We start from the raw sequence: 14,125 nt of genomic DNA on the forward strand, positions 1-14,125 counted from the left end.
GGCTTCAACCATTTCATCAATCATGATCCGGATGCTGATGGCTGACGATGGTCGCCATCTTCTCCGGTCCGTAATTCTGTTGCGTGGTCTGGCTCGGCAGATTGGCGATGCCGACCACCCAGCCGAGGCGGGATTCGGTGCCGAACTGCCGCGTCGGGATCACCCGGTCGGGGCGGTCGAAGGCGCCGGTCATGATCTCGATCCGGTCGCCATCGATGCGGCCGAAACTCAGCGGCGTGCCGCACGCCGCGCAGAAGCCGCGCTCGGCGATGGTGGAGGAGCGGAAGAATGACGGCTGTCCCCTGGTCCAGGCGAAGTCCGTCTTGTTGATGTCGGCAAAGGAGGCGAACGGCGCGCCGGCCGCCTTCTGGCACATCCGGCAGTGGCAGATCGAGACCCTGTTCGGCGCCGTCGTCACGCCAAAGCGAACGGCGCCGCATTGGCAGCCGCCGGTGAGAACGAGCTTGCTGAGGTCAGTCATGCCTGCTCCATCCGTCGATAGGCATCTTGCAGCGTCGCAAGCGCATCGCCCCCGGCGAAGACAAAACCTGTGACGCCGGCCGCGCGCAGTGCCGCCTCGGCATCGGTCGGGCGGCCCGCCAAATAAATATGTCGCGCGCCTGCCGTTTGCAGGGCCTTCGCGGCAGGTTCCACCTGACCGGCATAGACCTTGTCGCTGGAACAAAGACAGGCGAGCTCGGCGCCGGAGGCCTTGAAGGCGGCAGCCAACTTGGCCGGATCGGCAAAGCCCTCGCTGTCGAGGGCCTCGATGCCGCCGGCCTCGAAGAAGCTTTTCGCAAAGGTCGCACGCGCGGTGAAATCGGCGGGCGTGCCGAGATTGGCCAGGAGCACTCTTGGCCGGGCCCCGCGCGCCTTCAGCGCCGCGTCGGATTTGTCGCGCAATGCCTCGAACGGTTCCGCAAGCCGGATCGGCGGCAGCGCATCGAATTTGTATTTCTGTTCCCCGTAAGGTGCGAGCGCGATGGGCGTCGCCCTCAGCACCGCCGTCCCGCGCTCGTGCAGGTTCGGAAACTCGCTGGCGCCGGTCAGTACGTCGCGGCGTTTTGCGATGTTGGCTTCACGCGCTTTTCGCGCGGCCGCCACCTTGCTCTGGAACAGCCCTTGCTGAAGCGCGGCAAAGGCACCGCCGGCTGTTTCGCTCTCCTGGAACAGCGCCCAGGCGGCGTCGCAAAGCTGCGCCGTCAGCGTCTCGATGCCGCCTGCGCCGGCCGCGGGATCAGAGACCTTGGCGAGGTTGCTTTCTTCCAGCAGCAGGAGTTGCGTGTTGCGTGCCACGCGCCGCGCGAATGGATCGGGCAGGCCGAGCGCCAGCGTATGCGGCAGCACGGTGATCGCATTGGCGCCGGCAAGCCCGGCCGCAAACGTTGCGATCGTCGCGCGCAACATGTTCACGTAAGGGTCGCGCTGCGTCAGCATGCGCCAGGCGGTATCGGCCGCGATGAACAGCGGCTTTGGCGTGAGCCCGCACGCTGTTTCGATACGCGCCCACAGCAGCCGCAGCGCGCGGAATTTCGCCATGGTTAGGAACTGGTCGGCATCGGCGGCGAGCCGCGCATAGACCATTGTTTGCGCCTGTTCCAGCGGAATGCCGGCGCCTTCGATCGCGCGCAGATAAGCGATGCCGCAGGCGAGCACGAAGACCAGCTCCTGCACCTCCGAGCCGCCGGCATCGTGGATGACGCGTCCGTCGGCGGACGCAAACGGTCCCTTGAAGCCGAGCGCGGCGAGGCCCTTGATCGCGCCGGTGACGGCAGGGGCGATCTCCTCCCAGGTATAGGGACTGTGGCCCCACACCGCAGTCGCCGCGAGCGGATCGAGTCCGAAGCGGATGTTGCAGGCGGCGGGATCGAGGCCGTTGCTCTTCACATATTCCGCGACATGGATCGCCGCCATCCGCGATTGCGGTCCGATCTCGAGCTCGATGCCGATGCCGGCGTCGAGATGGATGCCCTTCAGGATCTTTGCGACCCCCTCGGCCGAGGGTTCCAGACCGAATCCGCGCGCACCATTGGCGCCGGCGAACACCAGCGCGAGCCCGGTCGCACCATTCTCCAGGTCCTGCAACGCCTGCGTATTCGCGAGCGCCGCGTCGGGATGGTCGATCCGCTGCACGATCTGCCACGGCGCCGCCGCCGGCCGTCCCATCACGGGCGCAACGCCCTTGGCGCGCGGATAGAGCGGTTCGATCTTGAGTCCGTCATAGGTCTTGCCGACCAGCTTCTCGAACGGCGCGCCCTTGAGCACGCCGTCGACCAGCTTGCGCCAGTCTTCGGCGCTTGCCTGGGGAAAATCGGCCGCCAGCTTCAGGTCGTCAGTCACGGAGGTCATGCGGCCAAGGGCTCCCAAACGTATCGTTATTCGCGAGGCGAATTTGCCACGGCCGACCGTCCCTGCAAACGGTCGATTTTGGTTAACCGGTATCCGGAAGCCGCTCAATGCCTTGTGTCGAGACGCTGGAGAGCCCGTCACGCACACGGATGCCCGAGATGACGCGGTCGGGCGCGATCTCGGCCAGCGGCACCAGCACGAAAGCGCGCTCGAACAGGCGCGGATGCGGCAAGGTCAGGTCCGGCTTCTGCAAGGAAATGTCGTCATAGGCAATCATGTCGAGATCGAGCGTGCGCGGGCCCCAGCGCCGCTCCTTGTCCCGGGTGCGGCCGAATTTCTGCTCGACCTTCTGCAGCACGAACAGGAGCGCGTGCGGATCGAGGTCGGTCTCGATCTCGACGCAGGCGTTGATGAAGGGGGCCTGCTCTTCGTCGCCCCAGGGCGGCGTCGCATAGTCCGCGGATCGCGCGATCAGGGCGGCTTGCGCCATGCCGCAGACGTGTGCGATTGCCTTGGCGAATGTCGCGCGGACGTCGCCGACATTGCCGCCGAGCGCGATAATCACGCTTGCCATCTTATGGATGCCGCGAGCGGGTCAGCATGATGCCGACATCGTCGAAGATCGCGGCGATCGGCGCATGCGGCTTGTGCACGGTGATCTTCACGGCGCGGATGCGCGGGAAGTTCGACAGGATGGCGTCGGCCACCGCACCGGCCGCGCGCTCCAAAAGCTTGTAATTGGTGTTCTTGAACGCCGCCGTGGTCGTCGCGACGACGTCGGCGTAGGACACGGTGTCGACGAGCCGGTCGCTGCGCGAGGGCTCCGACAAATCGGTGTAGAGTTCGAGATCGATGACGAAGCGCTGGCCGACTTCGGTCTCGTGATCCATCACGCCGTGGCGGGCATGGATCGACAGGCCGGTGACGAAGATCGTATCGGTCATTGCTTGCCCTCGATTGCGTTCGCCACAAGCAGCGCCTGCAAGGTCTCGGCGATGTCATGGGTGCGGATGATCTTTGCGCCGCGCTGCACGGCGATCAGATGCGCAGCGATCGAGCCGGCGAGCCGCTCCTTCGGCTCGGACGGCGACACCGAGGCGATGAAGCGTTTTCGCGAGGCGCCGACCAGGATCGGCAGGCCGAACATCTCGAATTCGCGCAACCGCGCCAGCGCGGTCAGGCTCTGTTCGGCGGTCTTGCCGAAGCCGATGCCGGGATCGAGCACGATCTTGTCGCGCGCGATGCCGGCCTTTGCGGCGATGTCGAGCGAACGCAGAAAGAACGTCTTCATGTCCGTGATGATGTCGATGGCGGGATCGGCGTCGTCGCGGTTGTGCATGACGATGACGGGGACGCCTCTGGCGGCCACCAGGGGCGCCATCGCGGCGTCGCGTTGCAGGCCCCAGACGTCGTTGGCGATCGCCGCGCCCTGGTCGAGCGCGTAGGCCACCACCTCCGCCTTCATGCTGTCGATCGAGACAGGCACGCCGAGCGCCACGACGCCCGAAAGCACCGGCTTGAGCCGGGCGAGCTCGTCATCCGCGGTGACCGCCTTCGCGCCCTTGTAGGGCCGGGTGGATTCGGCGCCGATATCGATGATGTCCACGCCATCGGTGATCATCGCCCGCGCCCGTGCCAGCGCCTGCTGGGGCGCGATGAACTCGCCGCCGTCGGAGAAGGAGTCCGGAGTGATGTTGAGCACGCCCATCACCGCCGGGATCGGTCGTTCCAGCAATGTCCGCAGCACATCAGGCCCGGCCGAGCCGGCCGGCGGGACGGATGGGGAGGGCGAGGCATTCATGGTGCCCGCTTTAGCGGGCGGGGAGGGGGAGTCAAGACGGGATGGGGCAGTGCTGGTTGCGCAAGGCCCAATGTTGGCAAGATATTGTCCTCTCGTGCCCCGGACGCAGCGCAGCGCTTTTTAGCGGTGCGCTGCAGAGCCGGGGCTCATGTCGCCGAGAGTTGTGTGCGCCGTATGGTCCCGGCGCTGCGCAGCAACGCTAAACGGCGTTGTAGCGCGTCCGGGACACGAGACCGAACGCAGAACTAATACGTGATCTTCGGCTGCAGCTTCTTCGCCTTGGCGATGATGTCGCCGACCGACTTCTCCGTGGGCAGGATGCGCAGCAGCTTCTTCTTCTCGTTGGCGTCGCGCATGCTCTGGGCGAGCCTTGCCGGATTTCGATAGGCGAGTTCGCGCACGGTGGTGACGCCGGCGGCGCGGACCAAATTGACCTTGGCCCGGCCCATGCCGGGGATACGCATGTAGTCGGAGACGTTGGCCCATTCCAGCAACAGCTGCTCGCTGATGCCGGTCTTGGCGGACAGCGCCTTGCGGCCTTTCACGGTGCCGGCCGCCTCGAGCAGCGCGTCGGTCGTGCGGATACCTTGCGCCTTCAACTTGTTGGCGGCAAAGGTCGACAGGCCCTCAATCTCGGAGATCGGATATGTCATGATACTCGATATGAAATGCGAGCTTCAGGCGAACTGGCTGAGGCCCGGGGTCCCCGCGATGATCCTGCCCATCTGATCCGCTCCGATTTTGTCTCGGCCGTAGCGAAAAAGTTCACGGGCGACGTTTTGAATCTCGGACATGCCGAGCCCCAGTCCCATCAGGCGTGTGCCGACCGCCATCAGGCCGCCGCCCATCAGCCGCGACAGTCCGCCGCCGCTCGTGGACGCCTTGATTGCGGCTTCCGCTCCGGGAATCTGATCGATCAGGGCCTGCACGCTGTCGGAAGGACCCTCGTTGCGGAGGAAGCCCAGGATAATGCCGACGGACTTTTCAGCCACAGCACTATCTATGCTGGCGTTTGTCGCCAGCCGCCCGATCAGTTCGTCCATAAGGTCCGCCCCTCAGCCGGTTGCATGCCGGAGTATTTCTTCGAAAATGATCTTGAGCCGGTGTGATGTGAAATTCAAGCGATGAACGCAAGCGCCGTCGCGATTCAGCTTCGAACGCTCGAAAAGTGTTGCAACGGTGCAAGAGCGAAGACGGAATCGGTGAAAAATTGCCGCGTTGCGAACAGCTCGCTCCTACTTTCGGCTGATGTCGTCCGATTGTTTCCGGCAATGTCGCATGCTTGGAGCGCGTTGAACCGTTTTAATCGGTGCGCAACATGCGTTAAACTACGGAACTGGAGCCTTCGAGTTTCGATACGCGAAACCCGGCAGAGAGATCAGAGACATCAGAGAGAATAATGACCGCACAGGACAGCAAGCTCGGCGATACCGACGACAAGATCTTCGTCGGCAAGGGAGACGAGCAGGCATGGCTGACGCTGGCGCTCGCCAATCGCCACGGCCTCGTCACTGGTGCAACCGGAACCGGCAAGACCGTGACGCTGCAAGTGATGGCGGAAGGATTTGCGCGTGCCGGTGTTCCGGTGTTCGCGGCCGACATCAAGGGCGACCTCTCCGGCATCGCCGAGGTCGGCGAAGCCAAAGACTTCATCGTCAAGCGCGCCTCAGCAATGGGGCTGAATTTCCAGCCCGACCAGTTCTCGACGGTTTTCTGGGACGTGTTCGGCGAGCAGGGTCATCCGGTGCGCGCGACCGTCACGGAAATGGGGCCGCTTCTGCTCGCGCGCATGCTCGACCTCAACGATGTGCAGGAAGGCGTGCTCAACGTCGCCTTCCGCGTCGCCGACGACAACGGCCTGACCCTGATCGACATGAAGGATCTGCGCGCGCTGCTCGACGCCATCGTGCCCGACAACGGCAAGAAGGGCGCGGATGCGGCGGAGGATCCGCTCGCTGCCATCCGCAAGGCCGCGCAGGGGTTCGGCAACGTCACCAAGGCCACCGTCGGCACCATCCAGCGCCAGCTCCTGGTGCTGGAGAACCAGGGCGGTACCAAATTCTTCGGCGAGCCCGCGCTGACGCTGAAGGACTTCTTGAAGACCGACCGCGACGGCCGCGGCATGGTCAACATCCTGGTCGCCGACAAGCTGCTGCAGAACCCCAGGCTTTACGCGACATTCCTGCTGTGGATGTTGTCGGAGCTTTTCGAGGAGCTGCCCGAGGCCGGCGATCTGCCCAAGCCCAAGCTCGTGTTCTTCTTCGACGAGGCGCATCTGTTGTTCAACGACGCGCCGAAAGCGCTGATGGACAAGATCGAGCAGGTCGTGCGCCTGATCCGCTCCAAGGGCGTCGGCGTCTACTTCGTGACGCAAAACCCGGTCGACGTCCCCGACCGCGTGCTCGGACAGCTCGGCAACCGGGTGCAACACGCGTTGCGCGCCTTCACCCCGCGCGACCAGAAGGCGGTCGCCGCTGCGGCCCAGACCTTCCGGCCCAACCCGAAGCTCGACACCGCCAAGTTGATCATGGAGCTCGGCAAGGGCGAGGCGCTGGTGTCCTTCCTCGAGGGCAACGGCACGCCGGCGATGGTCGAGCGGGTGATGATCCGGCCGCCGTCGGCCCGCATCGGGCCGATCACGCCGGACGAACGCAAGGCGATCATGGGCGCAAGCCCGGTGAAGGGTAAATACGACACCGCTGTCGACGAGGAGTCCGCGTACGAGATGATCCAGAAGCGCATCGCCGGCACGGCGGCCACCGCGGACGTCCAGGCGGGCGGAAATGGCGGCGGGCTTCTCGGTCAGATCGGATCGATCGTCGGCACCATCTTCGGCACCAACGTCAAGCGCGGACGCCTGTCGACCGGTCAGGTCATTGCGCGTGACGTGACGCGATCGGTCACCAACCAGGTGATCGGCGGAATGGCCGCCAATATCGGCAAGTCGGTCGGCGGACAGCTCGGCGGCTCGATCGGCCGCACGCTGGTTCGCGGCGCGCTCGGCGGATTGCTGCGGCGGTAGGCAGTTCAAGACTTCGTTTCAGGCAATCCGCTTCCGGCTGGTGCGTCGACCTCGCTTCGCTCGCGGGGACTCCGATCACCACCGGTACAATTTCAGGTGAGGGGCTCTCCAAGCCCGCGCCGGTCTGCTACGCCCTGTTCGCCGCCGCACAGGACCAGTCCGTGACCCCGCCCGCCCCGTTAGCCAAGCCCGACGCGCCCAGACATCCGTCGCTGCGCGCGCCGCTGGACCTGCTGTTTCTGTTCTGCTGCGTCCTGCTCACCGCTGACGTGCTCGTCCCGGAAGTCTTCGGCAGCGGCAAGACCAAGGATTACCCGCTGTGGTACTGGGCCGGGCAGCAGGTCTTGCAGGGTGAGCCGCTCTATCCCGCCACGGCCGTCGAGTATTTCGAGTTCATCTATCCGCCGCTGCCGGCGATCATGCTGGCGATCCCGAGCTGGTTCGGCAAAATTCCGCTCTATGTCGTCCTGTCGATCCTGAACGCCGTCGCGTGGTGGTACACCGGGACGTTCTCCCAGGTCATGACCGGCTCGGGGCGCAGCCCCGGCCGCTGGCTGGAGGCGCTGCCCGCCGTCATCACCGTGCCGTTCGTATTCGACATGTTCGACCTCGGCCAGCCGAACCTCGTCCTGCTGGCCATGATGCTCTACGGTTTCTGGAGCTTGCGGCATCAACGTCCCTGGCTTGCAGGCTTTATGTTCGCGCTCGCCGCTGCCATCAAGGTGTTTCCCATCGCGGTCCTGCCCTATCTGGTCTGGCGGCGGAAATGGGCGGCGGCTGCTGCTACGGTCGCATTCGCGGGCGTCCTGCTCTATATCGTGCCGGCGCCTATCCGCGGCTTCGAGCGCAACGCGGCCGAGCTTGCGACCTGGTATCAGGGCATGGTCGGAACGAGCTCGGAAAAAGGCTTTGGCCAGCGTGACGAGCAGAACTGGTCGTGGGTCAACCAGTCCCTGATCGCCGTCACACACCGTCTGGTCCGTCCGATCAACTACAATCAGGACGATCCCAAGAAGCCGCCGCGTACGATGAACATCATCGACGTCGACTACAGGACGGCGAACTGGATCGTGCTGGGGCTGTCGGCATTGCTCGGGCTCGGCTTCCTCGCGGTCATGCCGCGGCAAGCGCGGCGAACAGCGCGCTCGGATGCCGAGGAGCTCGCCATCCTGTTCTGCCTAATCACGGTGGCCTCGCCTTTGGCGCGGCAATATTACTTCATGTGGCTGTTTTTCCCAATGACTGTGCTGATGCATCGCGCCGCCTTCGATGAACGGGCGAAGGTGCGCCTCGGAACCTGGCTCGCACTCGGCGCAAGCGGCCTCCTCATGCTGCTGGCGCTGCCGTGGTTTCCCCATGTCCTCCAGGCCTGGGGCAATAATCTCCTGGCAACCGCGGTTCTTGCAGGTACCCTCGCATGGCACATCCGGCATCCGTCCGTTGCCGCTGGCTCCGAGCCTGCGACGGCGCTAAAACCCGGTACCCCTTGAGACTCGAACGTCAGGAATCCGACCATGGCCAATGCGCAGCTCCAATCCGTGCTCGATCACATCGACGGGGATTTCGACAACAGCCTGGAGCGCCTGTTCGCGCTGTTGCGGATCAAGTCGATCTCCGCCGATCCGGCCTTCGCCGGGGATTGCAAGGCGGCGGCCGAGCATCTCGCCAAGGACATCGCGAGTCTCGGCGTCGCCACTGAAGTGAGGGCGACGGCCGGGCATCCCGCCATCGTCGGCAAGACCGGGGCCGGCGGACGGCCGCATGTAATCTTTTACGGCCATTACGACGTGCAGCCGGTCGACCCGCTCGATCTCTGGCATCGTCCGCCGTTCGAGCCCGTGGTGACGGACCATGCCGATGGCCGCAAGATCATCGTCGCGCGCGGCGCCGAGGACGACAAGGGCCAGGTCATGACCTTCGTCGAGGCCTGCCGCGCCTGGAAGAAGGTGACCGGCTCGCTGCCGATCGACGTTACTTTCCTGATCGAAGGCGAGGAAGAAGTCGGCTCGAAGAACTTCGTGCCCTTCATCGAGGCCAACAAGGACGAATTCAAAGCCGACTACGTGCTGGTCTGCGACACCGGCATGTGGGATCGCAACACGCCGGCGATCACGACCTCGCTGCGCGGCCTGCTCTATGAAGAGCTGAAGATCACCGCCGCCAATCGCGACCTGCATTCCGGCGTATTCGGCGGCAGCGCGATGAACCCGATCCGGGTGCTGACCAAAATTCTGGGCGGCCTGTTCGATGACGACAACCGCATCACCATCCCGGGCTTCTATGACGGCGTGAAGGATCTGCCGCCCGACATCCTCGAGCAGTGGAAGAAGCTCAACCTGACGCCGGAGATGTTTTTGAAGCCGATCGGCCTGTCGATCCCGGCCGGCGAGAAGGGGCGCCTTCTGATCGAGCAGGCCTCATCGCGCCCGACCTGCGACGTCAACGGCATCTGGGGCGGCTATATCGGCGAGGGCTCCAAGACGGTGATCCCGTCGCATGCGTCGGCCAAGGTCTCGTTCCGGCTGGTCGAGGGGCAGGATCCCCAGAAGATCCGCAAGGCCTTCCGTGACTACGTGACGGCGCGCATTCCCGCCGACTGCAAGGTCGAGTTCGGCGACCATTCCGCCGCGCCCGCGGTCGCGCTCGACTGGAACATGAAGCCACTCGCCGCCGCCAGCAAGGCGCTGACGGAGGAATGGGGCAAGGAAACCGTGCTGATGGGCTCCGGCGCGTCGATCCCGATCGTCGCCGATTTCAAGCGCACGCTCGGGCTCGACTCGCTGCTGGTCGGATTCGGTCTGGACGACGACAACATCCATTCGCCGAACGAGAAATACGACCTGAGGAGTTTCCAGAAAGGCATCCGCTCCTGGGCCCGCATCCTCGCGGCGCTGGCGGAAGTGAAGTAAGGTGAAAACTCTGTCCTCGTCATTGCGAGCGCAGCGAAGCAATCCAGAATCCCTCCGCCCGGCCGGTCTGGATTGCTCCGTCGCAAGAGTTCCTCGCAATGACGAGCAGAGGAGGCGCCCCAAAACAAAAACGCCGCCCGGAATTGGGCGGCGTTTCATTCCAAGACGTGCAGAGGATGTTGAAACTACCCTACACCAAACCCCGAAAATTTCAAGACCGGTAGCCCGGAAGCTCGCGGTCGAGCTTGCGCAGCAGCGGGGGCCACACGAGCTTGGTGGCGCGCAGCTCGGCGCGGTCGCGGTTGGCGAGTAGCTCGGTGTTCTTCTCGATCGCAATCTCCTCGACCGGGTAGATCGGCGTACCCAGCGCGCGCGTGCGCACCTGCATCGAGCAGGCGCGCTCGAGGTGGTACATGCGCTCGAAGGCGGAGGCGACCGAGCGGCCGACCGTCAGCGTGCCGTGATTGCGCAGCAGCATGTGGTTGTGGTCGCCGAGATCCTTCTGCAGCCGCGGCCGTTCGTCGTGGTCGAGCGCGATGCCTTCATAGTCGTGATAGGCGAGATCGTGGGTGACGAGCTGGGCGGTCTGGTTCAGCGGCAGCAGGCCCTCCGCGCTGCTCGACACCGCGGTGCCGTCGAGGGTGTGGAGATGCAGCACGCAGATCGCGTCCTCGCGCACCTCGTGGATCGCCGAATGGATGGTGAAGCCCGCCGGGTTGATGCTGTATTCGCTTTCGGAGAGCTGGTTACCGTACAGATCGACCTTGACGAGGCTCGAGGCCGTGATCTCGTCGAACATCAGCCCGTAGGGGTTGATCAGGAAGTGATGCTCGGGGCCGGGCACGCGCGCGGAGATGTGGGTGTCGACCAGGTCGTCCCAGCCGTACAGCGCGACCAGGCGATAGCAGGCGGCGAGATCGACCCGTTGCTGCCACTCGGCCTCCGTCATATCTGACGGCACTTCCTTCAGGCGCGCTTCCGCTGGCGACATGGCTGGTCTCTCCGAACATCGTTGTTGCGGGGAGGGAGCGTAGACTTGGTGGGAGCTGGCGGCAAGGCGTGCGGAGCGTGGCTGTCGCGCGTAGCCTGCATGAGCGAAGCGACATGCGGAACCGCTCTGAGATGGACCCCGGATGTCGCTTCGCTCATCCGGGCTACGATTTCGGAGAAAACTATTACGGCGCCGGGATCGACAGCAGGCTGGAAATGCTGCGGCCGCGGATGTCGTAGACGCGGGCGAACACCACGTCGTCGCGCTTGATCTCGACCATCACGGGCGCGGTCAGGCCCTTGCAGTAGAACTCGCCGAGCGTCATCGCGAAATCGGCCGCGTTGGAATCCCAGCCGATGGTGAAGTCGGGCCCGAGCGCGACCTGCGCGGGGCGCTGCGGACCGCACACCGCGACCTTCCACTTGCGATTGTTGGGCGCCACTTCCTGGCGCTCGACGATCTGCTCACGCAGCTCGTCCGAGGCCTGCTTCAGCGCAAGGCCCCAATAGTCGAGCATGAAGCGGCTGTCGGCGGCGCGCACGGTGCCGGCGATGTGGTTGAAATGGGTGTATTGATAGGGATGCAGCCGGATCATCTCGGCGAGCGGGAGCGCGAGGCCGAAGCAGAAGGTGGCGAGCACGACCGGCTGCCAGGTGCGGTGATTGGCGCGCAGGCGCTCCATGGCCCACGCGAAAGCAACGCCGCCGAGCACCGCCATCGGCGGAATCACGAACACGAAATGGCGGATGCCGTTGTAAAGCGCCGGCCGCTTCACCATCGCGATCGCGAGCGGCAGGGTCGCAGCCAGCGTGAGCATCAGCATGATGGTCTTGCGGCGCGCCGGAACCTCGCGTCGCGGCAGCATGGCGAAAGTGCTGAACATGGCGCCGCCCATCAGCACCAGCATCACCTCCGGCAGTTGCAGCGCGAACAGCGTCGGCAGATAGGACCAGGGCATGTCCGGCACCGACACGATCGCGCCGTCGAACATCTCCTTCCACGGCTTCTCGAAGAAATGCGAGAAGTAGGTCAGCGCCTCAAAGGGATTGCCGGGCTCCATGATCGACCACGGCCAGATCAGGCCCATCACGAGGTAACCGAACGCGAGGCCGGGCAGCAGCACATAGACGACATGGGCGAAGCGCCTGATAGCCTCGCGCAGGCCCTCGCCGCGCAGTTCTTCCAGAAACAGCGGGACGAAGCCGAGCATGGCGTAGACCAGCGCGAGCCCGCCGAGAATCCGGCAGCCGATCGAAAGGCCGGCGCCCAGGCCGACGATCAGGATCGTGCGCGGCGAGGGCTTGGGATATTCCTCGGCGAGCCGGACCAGGCCGAGCATCAGGATGATCATGGCCACCGCGAAGGGCGCATCCTTCGGATTCATGAACATGTGGCCGTAGAAGATCGGGCACAGCGCGAGCAGCAGCAGTGCGGCAAGACCGGCAAGGGGACCGCCGATGCGGCGGCCGAGCCGCCAGGTCACCGCAAGTCCGATCACGCCGACGATCGCGCCGAGCAGACGTCGTGTCTCGAACAGCTCGAGCGGAATGATCTTGTGCAGGAGAGCCGCGACCATGTCGAAGCCGCCGCCATACATGTAGAGATTGGCGAAGGAGAGCGCCGCGGTGTCCTTGAAGCCGGAACCGAACATGCGCAGCAACAAATCGGCATATTCGGCGTGGGTGTAGTCGTCCCAGCCGAGGCCGTAGTCGCGGAAGGTCAGGCCTGCAACGACGGTGACCGCGGCCAGCACCAGCATGGCGAGATCGTCGCAGGTCCGTTCGACCGAGCGCCGTTGAGGCGTGTCGATCGCCGAAGTCGTGATGGATGTCATGGCTATCGGTGCCCCGGAATCCCCTCTTGGCCCGGCTGGTGCGCGCGGGCCTGCTCCCCGGACTCCCTATAGCGCAGTTCCATTACCAAGTAATTGGGCATTATGGCTAAATTCCTGATGCGACGCAGCAATTCCGGATATTGACAGCAGCCTAGCAGTAGCGAGCCGTAGCTGAAGGGAATGTGAATAAGTCCCTGATTTCCTTCCCTTTAGGAACGCCGCCTGCAATTCGCCGTTGGCGTGGAACATCGTATGACGGTATCGTGCGTGACGGGTCGCGTGTGGATGTGCGGCCGGGGGTGAGTTCGATGACCTTGGCATTGTTGATCGCGGGGATTTTCGCCGTCGTGGCGGGCCTCCTTTCGATCCTGTTCGGCTTCTCCGTCAGGGAGTTCAGCCTCGGCAGCCCCCTCATAGTCTCGGGCACGATCGCCGTCTGCTCCGGGATGTTACTGGCCGGCCTCTATGTCGTGGTCACGGAGCTGAAGGGTATCGCGCGCCGGCTGGCCGGTGCACCGTCGGAGGTTCGGGTCAGGCCCGTGCTGCCGGGCCTTGCCGCACCGGATGCTGCTGCGCCCGAGCCGATGCCCGCCGCGGCCGCAAGGATGGAGGGAAGGATCGAGCCGCCACCGCCGCCAGCCCCCGCCGCAGGCCCGCCGCCGTGGCAAAGCGAAGCTGCCGCGCGCGAGCGTCCGCGAGTCGAGGCGCCGCCGGAGCCGGAAGCGCCGACGCCGCCCGCGGCTCCGGAAGCACCGCGCCGCCGCAACCTGATGTTCGCCTCGACCTCGCGCAAGGAGCGCGAGCGCGCGGAGTCGAAGGCCACCGACGGAGCACCGCCCCCACATCTGGAGTCCGGTGAGGCCGCGGACATTCCGCCGGCAAGCTTTGACGATGCCTGGCCGAAGCCGGACCGCATGCGGCCGCCAGAGCCGCCGGCCGCCGCGCGCCGGCCCCCGCCGCGTTCTCCCTCGACCTTTGCGGAGACCGCCCCGCCTGCACCCGAACCGCCGCCGCCTGTCGAGCAGCCGCCGGTCACCGTGCTCAAATCCGGAATCGTCGACGGCATGGCCTATTCGCTCTACTCCGACGGCTCGATCGAAGCGCAGATGCCGGAGGGCATGATGCGCTTTGCCTCGATCGACGAGTTGCGCGCCCATCTCGACCAGCGGTCCTGAGCTCCTCCGCGCGGCAGTCAAGCGTCGTCGTCGCCTCGTCGGTC

Annotated in this window: 13 protein-coding genes; 4 read left to right on the top strand and 9 right to left on the bottom strand. The window is 65.0% G+C overall.

The window, feature by feature from the left end; all coding sequences use genetic code 11:
- Window positions 1-16: 16 nt before the first annotated feature.
- From C7G42_RS16925 to C7G42_RS16955, 7 genes are all read right to left on the bottom strand, one after another.
- Window positions 17-481, bottom strand: coding sequence for a GFA family protein (locus C7G42_RS16925; protein ID WP_106950082.1), 465 nt, complete (start codon window positions 479-481; stop codon window positions 17-19).
- Window positions 478-2,349: a methylmalonyl-CoA mutase family protein gene (locus C7G42_RS16930; RefSeq protein WP_106950083.1), complete on the bottom strand. Its 1,872-nt coding sequence runs from the start codon at window positions 2,347-2,349 to the stop codon at window positions 478-480. The genes C7G42_RS16925 and C7G42_RS16930 overlap by 4 nt, the downstream gene beginning before the upstream one ends.
- A gap of 82 nt (window positions 2,350-2,431) precedes the next feature.
- Window positions 2,432-2,923 (bottom strand): 2-amino-4-hydroxy-6-hydroxymethyldihydropteridine diphosphokinase, encoded by a 492-nt coding sequence (gene folK / locus C7G42_RS16935; protein WP_106950084.1) that lies wholly within the window; start codon window positions 2,921-2,923, stop codon window positions 2,432-2,434.
- A 1-nt stretch (window position 2,924) separates the two neighbouring features.
- A complete protein-coding gene (gene folB / locus C7G42_RS16940; RefSeq protein ID WP_106950085.1) occupies window positions 2,925-3,293 on the bottom strand; it encodes a dihydroneopterin aldolase in 369 nt (122 codons plus the stop codon).
- The gene (folP, locus tag C7G42_RS16945; RefSeq protein ID WP_106950086.1) at window positions 3,290-4,150 is read right to left on the bottom strand and encodes a dihydropteroate synthase; all 861 of its coding nucleotides are present in this window, start codon (window positions 4,148-4,150) and stop codon (window positions 3,290-3,292) included. Before folP ends, folB begins: the two co-directional genes overlap by 4 nt.
- A 245-nt stretch (window positions 4,151-4,395) precedes the next feature.
- On the bottom strand, window positions 4,396-4,803 hold the full coding sequence (locus C7G42_RS16950) for a DUF4332 domain-containing protein (protein WP_106950087.1): 408 nt from the start codon (window positions 4,801-4,803) through the stop codon (window positions 4,396-4,398).
- A 24-nt stretch (window positions 4,804-4,827) separates the two neighbouring features.
- Window positions 4,828-5,193, bottom strand: a complete 366-nt coding sequence (locus C7G42_RS16955; RefSeq protein ID WP_106950088.1) for a hypothetical protein — start codon at window positions 5,191-5,193, stop codon at window positions 4,828-4,830.
- Window positions 5,194-5,549: 356 nt separating this feature from the next.
- Between C7G42_RS16955 and C7G42_RS16960 the strand changes: the two genes are divergently transcribed.
- The 3 genes from C7G42_RS16960 to C7G42_RS16970 all read left to right on the top strand — a co-directional run bounded on the left by C7G42_RS16960 (window position 5,550) and on the right by C7G42_RS16970 (window position 10,081).
- Window positions 5,550-7,172, top strand: a complete 1,623-nt coding sequence (locus C7G42_RS16960) for a helicase HerA-like domain-containing protein (RefSeq protein ID WP_106950089.1) — start codon at window positions 5,550-5,552, stop codon at window positions 7,170-7,172.
- A gap of 161 nt (window positions 7,173-7,333) precedes the next feature.
- Entirely contained in the window at window positions 7,334-8,662 is a 1,329-nt protein-coding gene (locus C7G42_RS16965) for a glycosyltransferase family 87 protein (protein WP_199580950.1), read from the top strand.
- Between the two features lie 24 nt (window positions 8,663-8,686).
- On the top strand, window positions 8,687-10,081 hold the full coding sequence (locus tag C7G42_RS16970) for a M20/M25/M40 family metallo-hydrolase (RefSeq protein WP_106950091.1): 1,395 nt from the start codon (window positions 8,687-8,689) through the stop codon (window positions 10,079-10,081).
- A gap of 211 nt (window positions 10,082-10,292) precedes the next feature.
- Here the strand turns inward: C7G42_RS16970 and C7G42_RS16975 are convergent, their stop codons facing one another.
- Window positions 10,293-11,072 (bottom strand): class II aldolase/adducin family protein, encoded by a 780-nt coding sequence (locus tag C7G42_RS16975; protein ID WP_094975172.1) that lies wholly within the window; start codon window positions 11,070-11,072, stop codon window positions 10,293-10,295.
- 184 nt (window positions 11,073-11,256) lie between these two features.
- On the bottom strand, window positions 11,257-12,906 hold the full coding sequence (locus C7G42_RS16980) for a glycosyltransferase family 39 protein (protein WP_106950092.1): 1,650 nt from the start codon (window positions 12,904-12,906) through the stop codon (window positions 11,257-11,259).
- Between the two features lie 308 nt (window positions 12,907-13,214).
- Here C7G42_RS16980 and C7G42_RS16985 point away from each other — a divergent pair, with 308 nt between their 5' ends.
- Window positions 13,215-14,081: a hypothetical protein gene (locus tag C7G42_RS16985; RefSeq protein WP_106950093.1), complete on the top strand. Its 867-nt coding sequence runs from the start codon at window positions 13,215-13,217 to the stop codon at window positions 14,079-14,081.
- The last annotated feature ends 44 nt before the right edge of the window (window positions 14,082-14,125 follow it).

Source organism: Bradyrhizobium sp. MOS003 (assembly GCF_003020125.1).
Classification (GTDB): Bacteria; Pseudomonadota; Alphaproteobacteria; order Rhizobiales; family Xanthobacteraceae; genus Bradyrhizobium.